Raw genomic sequence first — 20479 nt, 5'->3', positions numbered from 1 at the left:
CCCCCCCCCCCCCCCCCCCCCCCCCCCCCCCACCTCGCCCGCCATGCTGCGTTATATCCTCGGCAAGCTCGCCCTCATCATCCCGACCTTCATCGGGATAACCATCCTCGCTTTCGGCTTCGTGCGCATCCTGCCCGGTGATCCGGTGCTGGTGCTTGCGGGCGAACGTGGCCTGTCGCCCGAACGTCATACGGCGCTGATGCACCAGTTCGGGTTCGACCTGCCGATCTGGCAACAGTATCTGACCTATCTGACCAATATCCTCGGCGGCGATTTCGGCACCTCGTTTTCAACCAAGACGCCGGTGCTCAAGGATTTCCTGGTGCGGTTCCCGGCCACGGTCGAACTCGCCATCTTCGCCATGATCTTCGCCGTCATCTTCGGTGTCGCCTTCGGCATTTTCGCCGCCATCCGCCGCGGCTCCTGGTTCGACCAGCTGACCATGGGCACCGCGCTCGCCGGCTATTCCATGCCAATCTTCTGGTGGGGGCTGCTGCTGATCATCGTGTTTTCCGGCACGCTGCACTGGACGCCGGTCTCGGGCCGCATCGACCTTCTCTATTTCTTCAAGCCGGTGACCGGCTTCATGACCATCGATTCCCTCATCTCGGGCCAGAAGGGCGCCTTCCGCTCGGCGGTGTCGCACCTCATCTTGCCCACCATCGTGCTCGGCACCATTCCGCTGGCGGTCATCGCCAGGCAGACCCGCTCGGCCATGCTCGAAGTGCTGGGAGAGGATTATGTGCGCACCGCGCGCGCCAAGGGCCTGGCGCCGCGGCGCGTCATCGGCCTGCATGCCTTCCGCAACGCGCTGATCCCGGTCGTCACCACGATCGGCCTGCAGGTCGGCACGCTGTTGACCGGCGCCATCCTGACCGAGAGCATCTTTTCGTGGCCGGGCATCGGCAAGTGGATGATTGATGCCATTTCCAAGCGCGACTATTTCACCGTGCAGGGCGGGTTGCTTTTGATCGCGCTGATCGTCATGTCGGTGAACCTTATCGTCGACGTGCTCTATGCCGTCATCAACCCGCGCATCCGGGCGAATTGACATGACCAATGAAGGCCCAGCCACCATCGAAGCCGCAACCGTCGTCAAGCCGCAGGATGCGCGGCTGCAGATGTTCGCCGAATTCTGGCACTATTTCTCGATCAACAAGGGCGCGGTGATCGGCCTCTTCGTCTTCGCCCTGCTGATCCTGATCGCCATCTTCGCGCCGTTGCTCGCCCCGCATTCGCCTGATGACCAGTTCCGTGACTTCTTCCTGACGCCGCCGGCCTGGCAGGCGGGCGGCAACGCACAGTTCCTGCTCGGCACCGACGCCGTCGGCCGCGATATGCTTTCGCGCCTGATTTACGGCTCGCGATTCTCGCTCGCCATCGGCTTCGTCGTCGTCACCACGGCACTGATCTCCGGCGTCATCCTCGGCCTGCTCGCCGGCTACTGCCGTGGCTGGGTCGACACGCTGATCATGCGCATCATGGACATCATCCTGGCTTTCCCGTCGCTGCTGCTGGCCCTGGTGCTGGTCGCGGTGCTCGGCCCAGGCCTCGTCAATGCCATGATCGCCATCGCCTTCGTGCTGCAGCCGCACTTCGCCCGGCTCACCCGCGCCGCCGTGATGGCGGAGAAGACCCGCGAATATGTAGTCTCGGCCAAGGTCGCCGGGGCCAGCCATCTCAGGCTGATGCTGGTCACCATCCTGCCCAACTGCATCGCCCCGCTGATCGTGCAGGCGACGCTGTCCTTCTCCAACGCCATCCTCGAGGCGGCCGCCCTCGGCTTCCTCGGCATGGGGGCGCAGCCGCCGACGCCGGAATGGGGCACCATGCTTGCCGAAGCGCGCGAGTTCATCCTGCGCGCCTGGTGGGTGGTGACCTTCCCGGGCCTTGCCATCCTCATCACCGTCTTTGCCATCAACCTGATCGGCGACGGCCTGCGCGACGCGCTCGACCCCAAGTTGAAGAGGTCGTGAGCATGTCCCTGCTCGAGATCAAGAACCTCACCGTTTCCTTCGACACCGCCGCCGGACCGTTCATGGCCGTGCAAGGCATCGACCTTTCGGTCGAGCCGCGCGAGGTGCTGGCGATCGTCGGCGAGTCCGGCTCCGGCAAGTCGGTTTCGATGCTGGCGGTGATGGGGCTGTTGCCCAACACCGCGACGGTCAAGGCCGACCGTATGGCTTTCGATGGTGTCGACCTGTTGAAGCTCAGCCCGTCCGAACGCCGCAAGATCGTCGGCAAGGACATCTCGATGATCTTCCAGGAGCCGATCGCCAGCCTCAATCCATGCTTCACCGTCGGCTTCCAGATCGAGGAAGTGTTGCGCTTTCACATGGGCATGGATCGCGCCCAGCGCCGGGCGCGCGCCATCGAGCTGATGAAGCTGGTCGGCATTGCCGATCCGGAAGAACGGCTGAGCTCTTTTCCGCACCAGATGTCGGGCGGCCAGTGCCAGCGCGTCATGATCGCGATTGCCATCGCCTGCAATCCGAAGCTCTTGATCGCCGACGAGCCGACGACCGCGCTCGACGTCACCATCCAGAAGCAGATCCTCGATCTCCTGGTCTCGCTGCAGGCCAAATACGGCATGGGCCTGATCATGATCACCCACAATATGGGCGTGGTGGCCGAGACCGCCGATCGCGTCATCGTCCAGTACAAGGGCCGCAAGATGGAAGAGGCCGACGTGCTGTCGCTGTTTGAATCGCCGAAAAGCAATTACACGCGCGCGCTTCTGTCGGCGCTGCCGGAAAACGCCGTCGGCGACCGGCTGCCGACTGTGTCCGACATGCTGTTCGAGCCTGCCCCTTCGGCAGCGGGAGCCTCGGCATGAGCACCACCGTCCTTGAAGGCAAGAACATCGTTCGCGACTACCATATCGGCGGCGGCCTGTTCTCCGGGCCGCGCACCGTGCATGCCGTCAAGGGCGTCTCCTTCACGGTGGACAAGGGCAAGACGCTGGCCATCGTCGGCGAAAGCGGCTGCGGCAAGTCCACGCTCGCCCGCATCATCACCTTGATCGATCCCGCGACGTCGGGCGAGCTCTTCATCGACGGCAACAAGGTCGATATCGCCAAAGGCGGATTGACGAAGGAGATGCGCCGCAAGGTGCAGATCGTCTTCCAGAACCCTTACGGATCGCTCAATCCGCGCCAGAAGATCGGCGATGTGCTGGGCGAGCCGCTGCTCATCAACACCGACAAGCCAGCCGCCGAACGGCGTGACCTCGCCATGAAGATGCTGAAGAAGGTCGGCCTCGGTCACGAGCACTATAACCGCTACCCGCACATGTTCTCGGGCGGCCAGCGCCAGCGCATCGCCATTGCCCGTGCGCTGATGCTCAACCCAAGCCTGCTGGTACTCGACGAGCCGGTTTCGGCGCTCGATCTCTCGGTGCAGGCGCAGGTGCTCAACCTGCTCGCCGACCTGCAGGACGAATTCCAGCTGACCTATGTCTTCATCAGCCACGATTTGTCGGTGGTGCGCTACATCGCCGACGACGTGATGGTGATGTATTTCGGCGAGGCGGTCGAATACGGCCCGCGCGACGAGGTCTTCGCCGACCCCAAGCACAGCTACACCAGGACGCTGTTCGCCGCGACACCGCGCGCCGACGTGGCGAGCATCAAGGCGAGGCTGGCGAAGAAGAAGGCCGCCTAAGGTCGCAAGCCATGCAAATGGCCGACGTCAGCGCCGCCCCTCATTGTCCTGCCGGACATTTCTCCCCGTATAGTGACCGGGAGAAAAACGCTCTCACGGCCGGTTTCGCCACCACCAAGATTGCGAGCAGGGTGCCGAGGGTGCGGCCAGCCTCTTCTCCCCGTCACTATACGGGGAGAAGGTGCCGGCAGGCGGATGAGGGGCAGCGCGACGGCCCGGATCGATCGGTGCGATTGCCGCGAGCCTGACTCATTACGACAGCTTGGCGATGATGGCGCGCAAAGCCTCGCCGAATTTTTGCACCTCCTCGATCGTATTGTAGTGCACCAGCGAGGCGCGGATGGCGCCGCTGTCCATCGACAGGTTGAGGCGCTTCATCAGCCGCGGCGCGTACATGTGGCCGTCGCGGATGCCGATCTGCATCTCGGCCATTTCCTCGACGATCCGCTGCGGCGACAGCTTGCCGATATTGAAGCAGAAGGTCGGCACGCGCTCGTTGATGCGCGCCTCGTCGGCGACCCCGTAGATGGTCGCGCCGCAATCCTTCAGTACGCCCATCATCTCGCGCGCCAGCACCAGCTCATAATCGCGGATAGCGCCCATGCCGGCGACGATGTTTTCGCGTCGCGAGCGGTTGTTGGAGGGCGCCAGATTGCGGCCGATCAGTTCCAGATACTGCACGGCGGCATCCATGCCCGACACGTTCTCGTAGATGAAGGTGCCCGCCTCGACCTTGTATGGCGGCTCGTCCGGAATGAAATCCTCGCGGAAGGTCGGCAGCCGCTTCAGCGTCTCGAAGCGGCCCCACAGGAAGCCCATATGCGGCGAGAAATTCTTGTATCCGGAGCAGACGAGATAGTCGCAGCCCCAGGCCTGCACGTCGATCAGCCCATGCGGCCCGTAATGCACGCAGTCGAGGAACACTTCGGCGCCGGCGGCGTGGGCGATTTGCGCCACCGACGCGACATCGACGATCGAACCGATCGAGTGCGCCGTCACCGTGCAGGCGACCAGCCGAGTGCGGTCCGAAACCAGCGGCTTGAGATCGTCGACATGCAGATTGCCATCCTCACGCATGCGCCACCACTTGAATTTGGCGCCGGCCGATTCCAGCGCCAGCCAGGTGGCGATGTTGGCGTCGTGGTCCATGTCGGTGATGACGATCTCGTCGCGTTCTCCAAGCATCTGGCCGATGCCGAGGCTGACCAGGCGGATGAAGGAGGTGGCGTTCATGCCGAAGCAGATTTCCGCCGGGCTGTAAGCATTGATCAACAGTGCGACGCTTGTCCGCGCATCGGCGACCGACTGGTCGACGGTGACGCTGCGGCCATAGCGGCCGCCGCGCTGCACATTGTGCGAGACCAGGTGGTTGGTCACCGCGTCGAGCACGCTTTGCGGAATCTGCGCCCCGGCGGCGTTGTCCATGAAGATGAAATCGCCAGCCCGCTGCAGGGCGGGAAACATGGCGCGGATGGTGTCGACGGGAAAGCCGCCGGTGACCTGGGAGTTGCTCAAGGATATCTCCTGCGAAGTGCTTGCGGGGTGGTGAATGGTCAGCGGGCCTTCTCGTCCTTGAAGCGGGCTTCAAGGAGGCTGACGAGACGAACCATCGGCCAAAGGAAGATGAGATAGACCAGCGCCGCGCCGATCAGCGGCGAGGGATTGGCGTAGAGCGACTGTGCATTGGTCGCTTCCTTGAGCAGTTCCGGCAGCGCCACGGTGGAGGCCAGCGACGTGTCCTTGAACATCGAGACGCAGTTGCTGGTCATCGGCGGGATGACGACGCGCACCGCCTGCGGCAGCACCACCTTGCGCAAGGTCAAAAGGAACGGCAGGCCAAGCGCCTGCGCCGCCTCGAACTGGCCGCGCGGAATGCTCTCTATGCCGGAGCGGAACACTTCGGCCGAATAGGCCGACATGATGATGGCGAACGCGGTCACCGCCGACGCCCAGGACGACAGGCGTATGCCGAGGAAAGGCAGCGCGTAATAGATCAGGATCAGCACGACGAGGACCGGCAAGGCGCGGAAAATGTCGGTGTAACCGACCGCCAGCCAGCGCAGCGGCTTCGGCGCATAGAGCCGCAACAGGCTGATCACCAGGCCGATGGGAATGCCGATGCCGATGCTGAGCAGACCGAGCAGCAGCGTGTTCAGGAAGCCGCGCAGCAACGCCGGCAGGCTCGACGCGATGACGTCGGCGTTGAAGAAAGTGTCGATCAGCGACATCGAGGCATTCCCGAACGGTGTTGCGTCATCTGACGCCAGATCCCGACCCGGAACATCAAGATCGGCTTTGCCGAACGGATGCCAGTCCCGGGAAGGTCATGCGTGAAAAACGGGACGTGCCGACCCCTTGGGGCCGGCACGCATTCCGTCTGGCCGCCGCTCAGGCCTTGGGCATAGGCATTTCCTTGACGGTCGAGGAATCGGCCGGCGCGTCGCTGCCGAACCACTTTTTGTGGATCGCGGCCAACGTGCCGTCCTTCTTCATCGCCGTCAGCGCGTCGTTGAGTTTGCCGAGCAGCGGATGATCCTTGGTCATCATCAGGCCGTACTGCTCGCCGGTCTTGATGCGCTGCTTGACCTTCAGGTCCTTCATCTTGGTGAAGGAATATTCCATGCCGGGAATGTCGCTGACGGCGGCGTCGACACGGCCGGCGCTGAGGTCGAGCAAAAGGTTCTGCTGCGTGTCATAGCCCTTCACATCGCTGAAGCCGTCGGCTTCCTGATGCGCCTTGACCCAGGTCTCGCCGGTCGAGCCCGAGAGCACGCCGACGATCTTGCCCTTGAGGTCCGCCTCGGCGTTGACCGCGCTGTCGGTCTTGGTCGCGATACCCATGTCGGAATCATAATAGGGCTGGGTGAACGACTGCGACTTCAGCCGCTCCGGCGTGATCGTGATCGAGGAGATGGCGACGTCGATGCGCTTCGAAGTGGTCGCGGCGAACAGTGCCTGAAAGCCGAGATCGGCGATGTCGGTGGTCATGCCGGCGCGCTTGGCCGCCTCGTTGACGATGTCGACTTCGAAACCCTCGAACGTGCCGCTCTCGTTCTTGTATTCAAAGGGCGGATTGGTCGGGTAGGCGCCGACATTGAGCACATCGGCGGCATAGGCGGTTGCCGGTCCGGCCGCGATGCCGATTGCCGCGGCGACAAGGATGAGATTGCGACGGTTGAGCTTCATTGGTGGTCCCTCTGGGGTGTTCCCTCTGGTTGTTGATCGGGCGGGCTGGCCCGCACGGTTCTTGCCGTCCCGCCTCCCAGCGGGGCGTCAATTCATGATGGCGGCCATGCGCTCGAGCGCAGCCGCGATTTTGTCGCGGTCGCATACGCATTCACGCGCGAAAGGTTGGCGATGGTCTCGGTACGCAGGTCATGGAACTGAGCGCGCGCACCATCGAAAGCGTAGCGCGCGCTGGACGATGATTGGGGCTGCACAAACGACAAGGACTGAAACCCCTCCCACCCGGAGCACCATGATGACTGCCCGTAAAGCCCTCCAGGCCGACAGTCGCCATCCATCCTGAATGCTTATCCAAAGCGCGGCGCTTTTCAAGGCAAAAGTTTTAAGCTTAAAAAGTTTCCTGGCTTGATCGCTTGTGCAACCCAGCGCTAGCGCGGGTCCTCCCGCGCCAGTTCGGCCCGGGCGGCGGCATAATTGGCCGCGGCGCCCGCACCCAGGTACATTGTGTCGCTGGCCAGGACGAAGAAGCTGGCGCCGATTGCCGCCCATTGGCCGATGGCCTGCGGGCTGGCGCAGAATATGCCGGAGGTCTTGTCGTGCGCGATCGTCACGCCGACGATCCTGCGGATCGCGTCCGTGAGCTTGTCGGCGCCCTTCGGTCCGATCGCATCGATCGACACGGAGAGATCGCCGGGGCCGACGAAGATCACGTCGACGCCGTCGACATCAGCGATCGCCTCGATGTTGGCCAATCCCTCGGCGGTCTCGACCTGGACCGCCACGACGATCCGGTCATTGGCGCCGGCCAGATATTCGGGAATGCAATAGCCATAACCGGCCGCGCGGCCGGGTCCGACGCCGCGCTCGCCCCGTGGCGGATAGCGGGATGCTTTCACGGCCATTGCCGCCTGTGCGGATGTCGAGACGCGTGGCACCAGCACGCCTTGCGCGCCGCTGTCCAGCGCCGCCTGGATGGCTTCGGGCGCGTGGCCGGGAACGCGCACCATCGCCGGCACGCGGTGGACATCGGCGGCGCGCACCATGGTCTCGATGATGTCGCGTGAGATCTGGGCATGCTCCCAGTCGATGCAGAGGAAGTCGAGGCCGGACAGCGCCATCACTTCAACCGCGACGGGGTGAGGAATGGCAGCGAAGGAGCCGACGAGGTTGGCCTTGCCGATGCAATTCTGGCGGAACTCGCTCATGCCTAGTCCTTTTCTCATCCCGCCAAACTCATATCGGCAAACAGGCGCAGGGCGAAGCTATTTCATGCTTGAAATATTTTCGCGGAGCCGTAGCGTGCGATCTTCGCCGGGAGGTCGCGACATGAACAAAGCACATCCGCTGCACGGCTCCAACAAACTGAAGCTTGGCGTTTTCTCGACCAACGCCGATGGCGGCCTTGCCATATCGGATGTGCCGGAACGCTGGACGGCGAGCTGGCAGGACAATCTGACGGCCGCCCGGATCGCCGATCGCGCCGGGTTGGAGTTCATGTTGCCGATCGCGCGCTGGCGTGGCTTTGGCGGCCGCAACAAGGTGCGCGAGCGGTCCTTCGAGACCTTCACCTGGGCGGCGGCACTCAGCATGGCCACCGAGCAGATCGGCCTCTTCATGACCGTGCATGTGCCGCTTGTGCATCCGCTCTATGCCGCCAAGGCGCTGGCGACGGTCGATCACATCAGCCAAGGCCGGGCCGGCCTGAACATCGTCTGCGGCTGGAACCCGAAGGAATTCGGCATGTTCGGCACGCCGCTGGTCGAGAAGGGCTACGACCAGGCGGCCGAATGGATCGAGATCCTCGAGAAGCTCTATGCATCGGCGGAGCCGCTCGACTACGAAGGCACCTATTATCACCTCAAGGAGGCGGTCAGCCGGCCGGCCAGCCTGCAGGTTCCGCGCCCCGTGACCATGAACGCCGCTTTCGGCGGCCCCGGCCGCGATTTCGCCGCGGCCCATTGCGACTACCTGTTCACGACCTTTTCCGAGATGGCGGATGCCGGCAAGCATGTCGCCGACATCAGCGAGCGAGCCGACAAGGTCGGCCGGCAGGTCGGCGTCTACACCGTGGCCCATGTCGTTTGCCGTCCGACCATGGAAGAGGCGCAGGCCTATTACAACAGATATGCCGTCGATATGGCCGATCACGAGGCGGTCGATGCGCATATGGCCGGCAAGAAGGAATTCTCGCAGTCGCACGACCCGCATGCCTATGACCGCTACCGGCAGCGTTTCGCCGGCGGCGCCGGCACCTATCCGCTGGTTGGAACGCCGCAGACGATCGTCGCCGAAATGGCCGCCATTGCGGAGCACGGCTATCAAGGCATCGCCCTGTCCTTCGTCAACTACACCAGGGAATTGCCCTATTTCTGCGACCACGTACTGCCGTTGCTCAGGCAGGCCGGGCTTCGCGGGTAGCAGCGATGCCAAGGGGATGATCGGTGGCCTAGCCAGGATTTCAACGTCGTCATCCCTGGGCGGAGCAGGAGCGAAGCTCCGTCGCGGAGACCCTGGGATCCATGCCCCGATCTTAGCGACGGAGTGCGGCGGAGCAGAATTCCGGACCGCTGCAACGCTTTGATTTCACGGCATGGATCCTGGGGTCTGCGCCGCGTCGCTGCGCTCCTTGCTTCGCCCCAGGATGACGAAGCGATGGGCGTTTATTCCGGAATAACGGCGGTCGCCTGGATCTCCACCTTGGCGCGGTCCTCGACCAGCGCCACCACCTGCATGGCGGCCATCGCTGGAAAATGCCGGCCGATCACCTCGCGATAGGCCTCGCCGATCCCCTTGAGGTTGCCGAGATATTCGGCCTTGTCGGTAAAATACCAGGTCATCGAGGTGATATGCCGTGGCTCCGCGCCGGCCTCGGCCAGCACCGCGACGATGTTCTGGAGCGTCTGCCGCACCTGGCCGGCGAAATCGTCGGTCTCGAACTGGCATTGCCCGTTCCAGCCGACCTGTCCGCCGACGAAGACGAGCCTGCCGCGCGCCGCCACGCCGTTGGCGTAGCCGACCGGTTTTGCCCAGCCTTCCGGCTGCAGGATCTCGTGCATGTCGTCTCTCCGCCTGTCCAATATCGGGTCCGCAATATCCGTCTCGAAAACATTTCGGTCCGTGGTCACGACCTGTTCAGGCCGCGCCCATCACTTGCCGCGCGATCACAACCTTCTGCACGTCCGATGCGCCCTCGTAGATTCGCAGCGCGCGGATTTCGCGATATAGGCTCTCGACGATGTGGCCTTTGCGGACACCGTCGCCGCCATGCAGCTGCACCGCTTTGTCGATCACCTCCTGCGCCTTGTCGGTGGCGAACAGTTTGGCCATCGCCGCCTCGCGCGTCACCCGCGCAGCGCCCATGTCCTTGGTCCAGGCGGCGCGATAGACCAGAAGCGCCGCGGCATCGACGTCGAGCGCCATGTCGGCGACATGGCCCTGCACCATCTGCAACTCGGCCATCGGCGCGCCGAACAGTTTGCGCTCGGCCACGCGTTTGATGCTTTCATCGAGCGCGCGGCGGGCAAAGCCGAGCGCCGCCGCGCCCACGGTCGAGCGGAACACGTCGAGCACCGACATGGCGATTCGAAAACCGTCGCCCGGCCCGCCGATCAGCGCCGAGTTGGGCACGCGGACCTGGTCGAACGACAGACGCGCCAGTGGATGGGGCGCGATCACTTCGAGGCGTTCGGCGATACCGAGGCCCTTGGCGTCGCCCGACACCAGGAAGGCAGAGAGCCCCTTGGCTCCGGGCGCCTCGCCGGTGCGGGCGAAGACGACATAGATGTCCGCAATGCCGCCATTCGAAATCCAGGTTTTTTCGCCCGTGAGAACGTAGCTATGGCCGTCACGGGTCGCCGTCATCTCCATGTTGGCGACATCAGATCCCGAACGCGGTTCCGATAGGGCGAAGGCTGAGATCGCCTTGCCGTCCCGTGTCTTTGAAAGCCATTGCTGCTGGTCCGGCGTCCCGAACAGGCTGAGCGCGCCGGTGCCGAGACCTTGCATGGCGAAAGCGAAGTCGGCGAGGCCATCGTGGCGGGCCAGCGTCTCGCGCGTGATGCACAGGGCGCGCACGTCGAGTGGTGCGGGGTTGTCCGTATCGAGCGCCGTCGGCTTCAGCCAGCCGTCCCTGCCCAGTTTCGCGACCAGCTCGCGGCAGGCGGCGTCGACGTCGTGGTGGTCAACCGGCAGGTTTTTCGCGCACCAGGCGTCCAGGTGCCCGGCGAGTTCGCGATGGCGGCTTTCGAAGAAGGGCCAGTTGAGGAAGGAGCGGTCAGGCATTTGTGCCTCCGCAGTACTTCGAGCCTTGCGCTCTACGGCGCCCCCCTCTGTCCTGCCGGACATCTCCCCCTCTAGTGGGGAGATTGGCAGTGCCGGCGCCCTTCCCGCGACGTTGGCGATTTGCGAAAGCGTACGCGACAGCCGATCTCCCCCCTAGAGGGGGAGATGTCCGGCAGGACAGAGGGGGGCGCTGTCCCGCCAACGTCTCCGATAGTCCGCTCATCCTCAATTCCCCTCGAACACCGGCTTTTCCTTGGCCACGAAAGCCCGATACGCCCGTTCGAAATCGCGCGTCTGCATGCAGATCGCCTGCGCCTGTGCTTCCGCCTCGATCGCCTGGTCGAGGCCCATCGACCATTCCTGGTTGAGCTGCGTCTTGGTGATGCCGTGGGCGAAGGTCGGGCCGGAGACGATGCGGGCGGCCATGTCGAGCGCGTCGGCCTCAAGTACGTCTGCCGCTACCAGCCTGTTATAGAACCCCCAGCGCTCGCCTTCCGTCGCTGTCATGGTTCGGCCGGTGTAGAGCAGTTCGGCGGCGCGGCCCTGGCCGATGATGCGCGGCAGGATCGCGCAGGCGCCCATGTCGCAGCCGGCAAGGCCGACGCGGGTGAACAGGAACGCCGTCTTGGCTTCCGGCGTGGCGATGCGGATATCCGAACTCATGGCGATGATGGCGCCGGCGCCGACCGCCACGCCGTCAACCGCAGCGATGATCGGCTTGCCGCAATTCAGCATCGCCTTGACGAAATCGCCGGTCATGCGGGTGAAGGCCAAGAGCTGCTTCATGTCCATCTTGACCAGTGGGCCGATGATGTCGTGAACATCGCCGCCGGAGCAGAAATTGCCGCCATTGGAGAGGAACACCACGACGTCGACGTCGTCGGCATAGACGAGATCGCGGAACGTGTCGCGCAGCTCGGCATAGCTGTCGAAGGTCAGCGGGTTCTTGCGCTCCGGTCGGTCGAGCCGGACCTTGGCGATCCTGCCCTCGACCTCCCACAGGAAATGCTTTGGCTTGAGGCCGGCCATTGCGGTCATTCGCGTCCCTCCCAGTTGCTGCGGAACGAGGTCAGCATGCCGGTCAGCCGGCGCGCATCCTCCTCGCTGACCTTGCCCAGCAATTCGCCGATCCAGCCCTCATGCGCGGCGGCGATGGTGGCAAAGGACTTCGTACCTTCCTCGGTCAGCCGGACCATCGAGGTGCGGCGGTCGCCATTGCGGCGCGCGCGCGCCACCAGTCCTTCCGAAACCAGCCGGTCGACAATGCCGGTGACATTGCCGTTGGACACCAGCAGGAAGCGCGACAGGTCGCTCATCAGCATGCCCTCCGGCGCGCGGTAAAGTGCTGCCATGACGTCGAAACGCGGCAACGTCGTGTCGAATTCCTTCTTCAGGCGCTCGCGCAGTTCGGCCTCGATCGTGCGCGACGCGCGCAGCAGCCTGATCCACAGGCGCAGCCGGTCCTTGCCGGGTCCCGATGGCAGGGGCAGGGGGCCGGCTACCATGTTTCACCTCCCGAGATCGAAATCGCCTGTCCGGTGATCGATTGCGCCGCGTTGCCACACAGCCAAAGCACGGCTTCGGCAATTTCCCGGGGCTGGATGAAACGGCCTTGCGGATTGGTCGAGGCAAGACTGGCCCGCGCCTGTTCTGCCGAGCGGCCGGTCTTTTCGACGATGCGCTGGATGGACTCCTCCAGCATGTCGGTCTCGACGAAGCCTGGGCACACGGCGTTGACGGTGACACCGGATTTCGCCGTCTCGGCGGCCAGCGCCCGCATCAGGCCGACGACGCCATGCTTGGCCGCGACGTAGGGCGCGACATAGGCGTAGCCTTTCAGGCCTGCCGTGGAGGCGATGAAGACGATGCGGCCTGCCTTGCGCGCGGCCATGCCGGCCAGCGCCGGTCTCACCGTCAGGAAGGCGCCGGTCAGATTGACGTCGAGCGTCCGCTGCCAGTCGGCCAGCGGGATCTTGTGCGCCGGCGTGCTGCCGGCCATGCCGGCATTGGCGACGACGATGTCGAACGGTCCGCGCACTGCCTCCGCCTGCGCGTAGAGCGCCGCCGTTTCGGTCTCGCTCGTGACATCGGCGGCAATGGTGAAGATGCGGCCGCTTTGACCCGCGACCTTTGCGAGCTCCGTTTCCCGCCGGCCGCAGATGGTCACGTCAACGCCGGCGCCGGCCAGTGCCAGCGCGATTGCCCGGCCGACGCCGGAGCCGCCGCCGGTGACCAGTGCGTGCTTGCCCGCGATCATGTGGCAATCCTCGAAGGTCGGCGCTGCCTCTTGCGCCAGATCGAAGCCATGACATGCACAGACATTCTGGGACTGGCGATTGGCCCGATGCTTGGTTGCCAGGTGGTTCCCCCAATCCGTCGTTGCTTCGCAACGCCACCTTTCCCTCCTCCGGAGGGAAAGGAAGGGAGCCTCATGAGACGAGCATCGGCGGCAGAGGGGTCGCACCGTTCCTCTCCCCCGTCGATCGGGGGAGAGGTGGATCGGCGAAGCCGAGACGGAGTGGGGGTCGACCAGCGCAGTGCAAGACCATGCATGCGCGACGCCCCCCTGCATGCTGCGGGAAGGTGCCGGCAGGCGGATGAGGGGCAGCGTGGCGAACGAAAAATACTCATACTTTCAACCCCGCGGCGGCATCGCGCTCGGCCAGTCGGTAGATCTGGTCGCGGCCGGGCAGATAGGGATCCGGCCATTTGACGCCACGGTCGCCGAGCGTGACCGCCGCATGCAGCGTCCAGTAGGGATCGGCGAGATGCGGCCGTGCCAGCGCGACCAGATCGGCGCGGCCGGCCATCAGGATCGAATTGACATGGTCCGGCTCGTAGATGTTGCCGACCGCCATCGTCGCCATGCCGACTTCGTTGCGGATGCGGTCGGAAAACGGCGTCTGGAACATGCGGCCATAGACCGGCTTTGCCAGCACCGAAGTTTGTCCTGCCGAGACGTCGCAAATGTCGACGCCGGCCTCATGCAACAGCCGCGCGATCTCGACCGCGTCGGCGGGTGTCACGCCTTCGATGCCGACCCAGTCATTGGCAGAAATACGCATCGAGATCGGCTTGTGCGCCGGCCAGGCGGCGCGCACCGCGTGGAAAACCTCGAGGGGATAGCGCATACGGTTTTCCAGCGAACCGCCATAGGCGTCCGTGCGGCGGTTGGTGACCGGCGTGATGAAGGACGACAGGAGATAGCCATGGGCGGCGTGGATCTCCAACATGTCGAAGCCGCAGCGATCGGCCATCTGCGCCGAAGCCACGAACTCGTCGCGCACTCTGTCCATGTCGGCGCGGTCCATCGCCTTCGGCACCTGATTCTGCGGCGACCACGCCACGGCGGATGCCGCCATGACTGGCCAGTTGCCTGATGCCAGCGGTACGTCTGTTCCTTCCCAGCCGAGCCGGGTCGAACCCTTGGCGCCGGAATGGCCGATCTGCGCGCAGATCTTCGCTTCGGTCTCGGTATGGACGAAGCCGACCAGCCGTTTCCAAGCCGCCTCATGTTCAGGCGCGTAGAAGCCCGGGCAGCCGGGCGTGATGCGCCCTTCCGGACTGACGCAAGTCATCTCGATATAGATGAGCCCGGCGCCGCCCTTGGCACGCTCGGCATAGTGGGTGAAATGCCAGTCCGTCGGGCACCCGTCGACAGCCTTGTACTGCGCCATCGGCGAGACAACGACGCGGTTTAGCAGCCGCATGTCGCGCAGCTTGAACGGCGCGAACATCGGCGCCCGGCGCAGCCTGTTGCCACCGGCACCCGCCTGGCGCTGGAACCATTCTTCGGCGCCGCCCAGCCATTCGGCATCGCGCAGCCGCAGATTCTCGTGGCTGATGCGTTGCGAGCGGGTCAAAAGCGAATAGTTGAACTGCACCGGATCGAGGCCGAGATAGCGCTCGACCTCCTCGAACCATTCCAGCGAATTGCGCGCCGCCGACTGCAGCTTCAGCACCTCGGTGCGGCGGGCGTCCTCATATTTACGGAAGGCGGCCTCGAGGTCCGGTTCGGTCTCGACATAATCGGCCAGCGCCACCGCGCTTTCCAGCGCCAGTTTGGTGCCGGAGCCGATCGAGAAATGCGCCGAGGCCGCCGCGTCGCCCATCAGCGCCAGATTCTTGTAGGACCAGCGCTCGCACAGCACGCGCGGGAAGTTGATCCAGGCCGAGCCACGGATATGGTTGGCGTTGGTCATCAGCGCGTGGCCGCCAAGATGCTTGGCAAAGATGCGCTCGCACACCGCGATGGACTCCTGCTGCGACATCGCGCCGAAGCCGAAGGCGGCCCAGGTCTGTTCGCTGCATTCGACGATGAAGGTCGCGGTCTCGCTGTCGAACTGGTAGGCGTGCGCCCACACCCAGCCATGCTCGGTCTTCTCGAAGATGAAGGTGAAGGCGTCGTCGAATTTCTGGTTGGTGCCGAGCCAGACGAATTTGCATTTGCGTGTGTCGATGTCGGGTTTGAAGATATCGACGAACGTGTTGCGCGCCCTGGAATTCAGTCCGTCGGCGGCGACGACCAGGTCATGCGTCTCCATATAGGGGCGGGGATCGGCGATGTCGGTTTCGAACATCAGCTTGACACCGAGTTCGCGCGCGCGGCGCTGCAAGAGGACCAGCAGCCGCTTGCGGCCGATGCCGCAGAAGCCGTGCCCCGACGAGACCGTGCGCACGCCGTCATGGATGACGGCGATGTCGTCCCAATAGGCAAAATGCTTCTTGATCCAGACGGCGCTGACCGGATCATTCTCAGCAAGATTGTCGAGCGTCTCGGCCGACAGGACCACGCCCCAGCCGAACGTGTCGTCGGCGCGGTTGCGCTCGAACACCGTCACATCATGCGCGGCGTCTCTAAGCTTCATCGAAATGGCGAAGTAAAGGCCGGCTGGTCCGCCGCCGAGAACCGCAACCTTCATCTGTGCGATCTCCTCTTCGCTTGCTATGCCTCAGTATCGCGCCGGAGGTAAGATATTTCAAGCTTAAAGTTTTATATCGAAATGATTATGCGAGCGTGGGTGGCGCGCTTGCCGGGACATCCCGCAAGCGCGCCGCGAGAGATCATTTCTCCGGATTCTTCGGGCTCCACAGCACGGTCTCGGCATCCTTCTCATAGGCCATGCCCGAGGGATAGCTGATCGCCTCGAGTTGCAGTCCCCACGGCGCCTGGAAATAGAGGATGGTCTGGCCGGCGGCGGGTCCTTCCTTGACCGGCAGCGGCCCCATCCTGGTCTTGACGCCCTTGCCATCGAGATAGGCTTTGGCCGCGGCGACATCGTCGACATAGAAGGCGATGTGGAAGCCGCCAATGTCGCTGTTTTTCGGTGTCAGATCCTTCTGGTCGGGCGCGGTATATTTGAACAGCTCGATGTTTGATCCATAGCCGCAACGCACCATGGTGACCTGCTCGATGACAGCCTTCGGATCGACGCCGAGCAGGTCCTGCATGAAGGTGCCCTTGTCGTCGGCGAACGGGCCGAACGACATCGCCTTCTTGCAGCCGACGACCTCGGTGAAGAAGTCGACCGCCTGCTTCATGTCGGGAACCGTGATGCCGGTATGGTCGTGCCCGCGCATGCCGGGAATCGAGCTCGCCGGGGCCATGCCGACGCTGCCCAGAACAGTGGCGGCGAGCACCGCAAATCGTATTGTTGTCTTCATGTTTGTTCTCCTCCGTTTGGCGGGACTTGGTCAGCCTTCGATCGCACGTCCGAAGCCCGTTTTTCGGCGTGCGTATGCATTCATGTCTGAGCCTTGGCAGCGGAAGGAATGTCCAGCCAGCCCTCGTCGATTTCGGGCAGCGGGATCGCCGAAATCAGGTCGCGCGTGTAGCTCTGCCGCGGCATGTCGAACAGCGCGTCCGTCGCGCTCGCTTCGACGATCCTACCTTCGCGCATGACGATGACCTGCCGGCACAGCCGCCGGATGACCGACAGATCGTGACTGATGAAGGCGACCGTCAGCCCCATCTCCGCCGCCAGTCTCTCCAGAAGGGTGAGGATCTGGGCCTGCGTCGAGACGTCGAGCCCGGAGACGATCTCGTCGGCCAGCACGAATTTCGGCGACAGCGCCAGCGCGCGCGCTATGCCGACGCGCTGGCGTTGGCCGCCCGACAGTTCGTGGCGATAGCGGCTGGCGAAGCTTTGCGGCAACCCAACCCGCTGCAGCGCCTCGGCGACGCGATCCCTGAGATTGTCGCCAAGCCCGTTCTGCTTGAGTGGAGCGGCGATGATGCTGGCAATGGTACGCCGCGGGTTGAGCGACGACATCGGATCCTGGAAGATCATCTGCAGGTCGCGGCGCAGTGGCCGCAGTTCCGCTTGCGGCAGATGGGTGATGTCGCGGCCTTCGAAACGGATCTCGCCGGCGCTCGGCTCCAGCAGCCGCACCAGCGCACGGCCAAGCGTCGATTTGCCGGATCCGGATTCGCCGACGATGCCGGTCACCGAACCTCTCGACAGATCGAAGTCGAGACCTCTGAGAATTTCGGCCAGCGGTGCGCGGCCGATGAGCGGCTTGCGCGTCATGTCGGGTAGCGCGACCTTCAGCCCGCGCACGGAGAACAGCGGCTCAGCCATGCGGGCGCCCCCAGGCCTGGTCGGCGGCAGCGATCTCAGCCGCGAGCCCGGCCAGTACCGTCTCGTCCACCGGTTTCAGCGATGCGAAGGGATCGGTATAGCGCGGCGTCGCAGCCATCAGTGCTCGGGTGTAGGGATGCCGAGGTGCCGCGAACAGCGCCGCCGTTTCGGCCTCTTCCACCACCTTGCCGGCATAGAGCACCGACACTTTCTGACTGATCTTGGCGACGACGCCGAGATCGTGGGTGACGAACAGGATCGCGGTGCCGTGCTCGCGTTGCAATTGCGCGATCAGGCGCAGGATCTGCTTCTGCACGGTCACGTCGAGGGCCGTGGTCGGCTCGTCGGCGACGATCAGCCGTGGCTCGGCGGCAAAGGCGGCGGCAATCAGCACGCGCTGGCGCATGCCGCCGGACAATTCGTGCGGATAGCTTTTCAGCACACGGTCGGGGTCGCGGATCTGCACCTCATCAAGCAACTGGCGGATACGTCGATCGGCCTTGTCTCCGCTCCAGCCGAGGATGCACACCAGACGGTCGGTCATCTGGGGGCCGATGCGGCGCGAGGGGTTGAGCGCGGTCAGCGGATCCTGCGGGATCAGTGCCGTGCGCGCGCCGATCAGCGTGCGCCGTGCTTTTGGCGGGAGTTTGCCGAGGTCTTCGCCCTCGAGTCTCATATTGCCTTCGACGATGCGCACGCTCGATGGCAACACGCCAAGCACCGCCTTGCCGATCATCGTCTTGCCGGCGCCGCTTTCGCCGACAAGCGCGCGGACCTCGCCGGGTTGTACCGAGAGCGATACCGAGCGCAGCACGCGCTGGCTGTTGGCCAGCACCGCGCTTAGATTGTTTATCTCGAGACAGGCGCTCATCGCAGCACCGGATCGAAACGCGTCTTCAGCGCTTCGCCGAACTGGCTGAATGACAGCACGGTGAGGATGAGCGTGATTAGCGGAAACACCAGCACCCACCAGGCCTGATGGATCGACAGCCGGCCCTCGGCGATGATGCCGCCCCAGGTCGGGTCGTCGGTCGAGATCGACAGGTTGACGAAGGACAGGATCGCCTCGACGATGACGGCGATGCCCATCTCCAGCGACAGCAGCGCCACGATCGACGGCACCACATTGGGCAGCACTTCGCGCAGCATGATGCCGACGCGGCCATAGCCGGCGATGCGGGCATTCTCGACATAGTCCATGCGCGACTGGCCCATCGCCTCGGCGCGGATCACCCGGCAGAAACGCGTCCAGTCGATGATGGCGATGGCGAGGATGACGGAGCTCAAGCCGGTGCCGAGCACGGCGACCAGGAGGATGGCGAACAGCACCGGCGGGAAGGCCATCCAGATGTCGACGATGCGCGAGATGATGCGGTCTGCCCAGCCGCCGAAATAGCCCGCGACCAGCCCTAATGTGGAGCCGACCACGCAGGCGGCGATGGCCGCCGCGAAGGCAACGATGAGGGCGATGCGGCCGCCGAAGATCAGCCGGGACAAGAGGTCGCGGCCGAGGCTGTCGGTGCCGAGCCAATAGCCCGGCTCGGCGCCATCGAGCCAGAACGGCGGCAGACGTTCCAGCATCAAATCCTGCGCCAGCGGATCCTGCGGCGCGACCAGCGGCGCGAAGATCGCGGCCAGCAGCGCCAGCAGCAGCCAGCCGCCGGCGAGCCACAGCCTCGGGCTCGATCCGCGCCTGATGATGCGTGCCTCATCCATGGCGCAGCCTCGGATTGAGCAGCGCATACATCATGTCGACGGCGAGGTTGATCAGCACGAACAGCAGCGCGAAGACCAGCACGATGCCCTGGATCAGCGGCAGGTCGCGGTTGATGACGGCGTCGATCGCCATGTTGCCGAGGCCCTCATAGGAGAACAGCCGCTCGACGATGACGGTGCCGCCGATGAGGAAGGTGAACTGCACGCCGATGAGCGTCAGCGTCGGCAGCGCGGCGTTCTTCAGCGCCTCGCGCAAGATGACCTGCGTTTCCGAAAACCCCTTGACCCGCGCCAGCACGACATAGTCGAGGTCGAGCACCTCCTTCAGCGACTGCTTCAGGAGCTGCGCGATGATGGCCGCGAGCGGCAGCGCCAGCGCCACGGCTGGCATCAGCATGTGCTTCAAGAGGTCCCAGGTGAGGTCGAAGCGCAGCCGAAGCAGGCTCTCGAAGAAGTAGAACTGGGTGACGAAGGGCAGGTCGAGCTGCGGCGACACGCGGCCGGAAATGTCGAAGATCGGCACCAGCACGCCGAACAGCAGGATCAGCACCAGGCCCCAGAGAAAATCGGGGATAGAAAGCGCGGCACCGCTGGCGATGTCGATGCCGGCCTCGACCGCCGTGCCGCGCTCGCGCGCGCCCAGGATCGCCGTCGTGCCGCCGATCGCCACTGCCATAATGAGCGCGACGATGGCAAGCTCCAGCGTAGCCGGCAGCCGGCTGAAGACGAGGCCAAGCACGTCCTGCCGGAGCGAGATCGAGGTGCCGAAATCGCCCCTGGCGACACCGGACAGCCAGATGAAGAACTGCTGCACGATCGTCTTGTCGAGCCCATAGAGCGCACGCAGACGGGCGATGTCGTCATTGGTGGCGCCGGGCGGCAACATCATGGCGATCGGATCGCCGGGCGCGACGCGGATGACCACGAATACGACGACGGCCACGCCGAACAGCGTGATCAGCATCGTCAGCAGACGGATCAGGAATCGTTGCAGGAGCATGTAAATCTTTGCAGGAGCCCGCAGGCTCATATGCGTGTAGAAATGCGCGCCG

20 protein-coding genes are annotated in these 20479 nt (G+C 64.3%); 5 read left to right on the top strand and 15 right to left on the bottom strand.

Translation table 11 applies throughout. The features are described 5' to 3' along the window. The first annotated feature begins 43 nt into the window (after positions 1-43). The 4 genes from LB555_RS16265 to LB555_RS16250 all read left to right on the top strand — a co-directional run bounded on the left by LB555_RS16265 (position 44) and on the right by LB555_RS16250 (position 3663). Complete coding sequence (locus LB555_RS16265) at positions 44-1051, top strand: ABC transporter permease subunit (protein WP_015314101.1); 1008 nt, start codon at positions 44-46, stop codon at positions 1049-1051. A gap of 70 nt (positions 1052-1121) precedes the next feature. Next, a complete protein-coding gene (locus LB555_RS16260; protein WP_174361976.1) occupies positions 1122-1976 on the top strand; it encodes an ABC transporter permease subunit in 855 nt (284 codons plus the stop codon). Between the two features lie 2 nt (positions 1977-1978). Continuing rightward, positions 1979-2836 carry an ABC transporter ATP-binding protein gene (locus tag LB555_RS16255; RefSeq protein ID WP_015314099.1) on the top strand — a complete coding sequence of 286 codons (858 nt, stop codon included), beginning with the start codon at positions 1979-1981 and terminating at the stop codon, positions 2834-2836. Beyond that, a complete protein-coding gene (locus LB555_RS16250; RefSeq protein ID WP_140714153.1) occupies positions 2833-3663 on the top strand; it encodes a dipeptide ABC transporter ATP-binding protein in 831 nt (276 codons plus the stop codon). Before LB555_RS16255 ends, LB555_RS16250 begins: the two co-directional genes overlap by 4 nt. A gap of 252 nt (positions 3664-3915) precedes the next feature. On the opposite strand, the gene LB555_RS16245 is transcribed toward LB555_RS16250, so the two are convergent. From LB555_RS16245 to LB555_RS16230, 4 genes are all read right to left on the bottom strand, one after another. Then, positions 3916-5178, bottom strand: coding sequence for a cysteine desulfurase-like protein (locus tag LB555_RS16245; RefSeq protein ID WP_181166265.1), 1263 nt, complete (start codon positions 5176-5178; stop codon positions 3916-3918). Positions 5179-5216: 38 nt separating this feature from the next. Then, complete coding sequence (locus tag LB555_RS16240) at positions 5217-5891, bottom strand: amino acid ABC transporter permease (RefSeq protein ID WP_140614842.1); 675 nt, start codon at positions 5889-5891, stop codon at positions 5217-5219. Positions 5892-6051: 160 nt separating this feature from the next. Continuing rightward, on the bottom strand, positions 6052-6849 hold the full coding sequence (locus LB555_RS16235) for an ABC transporter substrate-binding protein (protein WP_015314095.1): 798 nt from the start codon (positions 6847-6849) through the stop codon (positions 6052-6054). A 428-nt stretch (positions 6850-7277) separates the two neighbouring features. Continuing rightward, positions 7278-8054, bottom strand: coding sequence for an HpcH/HpaI aldolase family protein (locus LB555_RS16230; protein WP_224683258.1), 777 nt, complete (start codon positions 8052-8054; stop codon positions 7278-7280). Between the two features lie 121 nt (positions 8055-8175). Between LB555_RS16230 and LB555_RS16225 the strand changes: the two genes are divergently transcribed. After that, on the top strand, positions 8176-9267 hold the full coding sequence (locus LB555_RS16225; protein ID WP_224641704.1) for an LLM class flavin-dependent oxidoreductase: 1092 nt from the start codon (positions 8176-8178) through the stop codon (positions 9265-9267). Positions 9268-9509: 242 nt separating this feature from the next. Here LB555_RS16225 and LB555_RS16220 read toward each other — a convergent pair whose 3' ends face one another. From LB555_RS16220 to LB555_RS16170, 11 genes are all read right to left on the bottom strand, one after another. Beyond that, positions 9510-9905, bottom strand: coding sequence for a RidA family protein (locus tag LB555_RS16220; RefSeq protein WP_135916832.1), 396 nt, complete (start codon positions 9903-9905; stop codon positions 9510-9512). 76 nt (positions 9906-9981) lie between these two features. After that, positions 9982-11130: an acyl-CoA dehydrogenase family protein gene (locus LB555_RS16215; RefSeq protein WP_224683257.1), complete on the bottom strand. Its 1149-nt coding sequence runs from the start codon at positions 11128-11130 to the stop codon at positions 9982-9984. A 225-nt stretch (positions 11131-11355) separates the two neighbouring features. Continuing rightward, positions 11356-12168: an enoyl-CoA hydratase family protein gene (locus tag LB555_RS16210; RefSeq protein WP_224683256.1), complete on the bottom strand. Its 813-nt coding sequence runs from the start codon at positions 12166-12168 to the stop codon at positions 11356-11358. Further along, positions 12165-12635 (bottom strand): MarR family winged helix-turn-helix transcriptional regulator, encoded by a 471-nt coding sequence (locus LB555_RS16205; protein WP_140660590.1) that lies wholly within the window; start codon positions 12633-12635, stop codon positions 12165-12167. Before LB555_RS16205 ends, LB555_RS16210 begins: the two co-directional genes overlap by 4 nt. Then, entirely contained in the window at positions 12629-13387 is a 759-nt protein-coding gene (locus LB555_RS16200; RefSeq protein ID WP_224683255.1) for an SDR family NAD(P)-dependent oxidoreductase, read from the bottom strand. The genes LB555_RS16205 and LB555_RS16200 overlap by 7 nt, the downstream gene beginning before the upstream one ends. A gap of 370 nt (positions 13388-13757) precedes the next feature. Beyond that, on the bottom strand, positions 13758-16052 hold the full coding sequence (locus LB555_RS16195) for a bifunctional salicylyl-CoA 5-hydroxylase/oxidoreductase (protein ID WP_224683254.1): 2295 nt from the start codon (positions 16050-16052) through the stop codon (positions 13758-13760). 142 nt (positions 16053-16194) lie between these two features. Further along, positions 16195-16794: a VOC family protein gene (locus LB555_RS16190; RefSeq protein ID WP_224683253.1), complete on the bottom strand. Its 600-nt coding sequence runs from the start codon at positions 16792-16794 to the stop codon at positions 16195-16197. A gap of 80 nt (positions 16795-16874) precedes the next feature. Beyond that, a complete protein-coding gene (locus tag LB555_RS16185) occupies positions 16875-17711 on the bottom strand; it encodes an ATP-binding cassette domain-containing protein (protein ID WP_224683252.1) in 837 nt (278 codons plus the stop codon). Next, the gene (locus LB555_RS16180) at positions 17704-18582 is read right to left on the bottom strand and encodes an ABC transporter ATP-binding protein (protein WP_140660595.1); all 879 of its coding nucleotides are present in this window, start codon (positions 18580-18582) and stop codon (positions 17704-17706) included. Before LB555_RS16180 ends, LB555_RS16185 begins: the two co-directional genes overlap by 8 nt. Then, positions 18579-19427 (bottom strand): ABC transporter permease, encoded by an 849-nt coding sequence (locus LB555_RS16175; RefSeq protein WP_140660596.1) that lies wholly within the window; start codon positions 19425-19427, stop codon positions 18579-18581. The genes LB555_RS16180 and LB555_RS16175 overlap by 4 nt, the downstream gene beginning before the upstream one ends. Further along, entirely contained in the window at positions 19420-20427 is a 1008-nt protein-coding gene (locus LB555_RS16170; protein ID WP_140660597.1) for an ABC transporter permease, read from the bottom strand. Before LB555_RS16170 ends, LB555_RS16175 begins: the two co-directional genes overlap by 8 nt. Positions 20428-20479: the final 52 nt, after the last annotated feature.

This window comes from Mesorhizobium sp. BR-1-1-10 (assembly GCF_020165595.1).
GTDB classification, from domain to species: domain Bacteria; phylum Pseudomonadota; class Alphaproteobacteria; order Rhizobiales; family Rhizobiaceae; genus Mesorhizobium; species Mesorhizobium australicum.
This window is presented reverse-complemented; position numbering and strand designations above follow the sequence as displayed.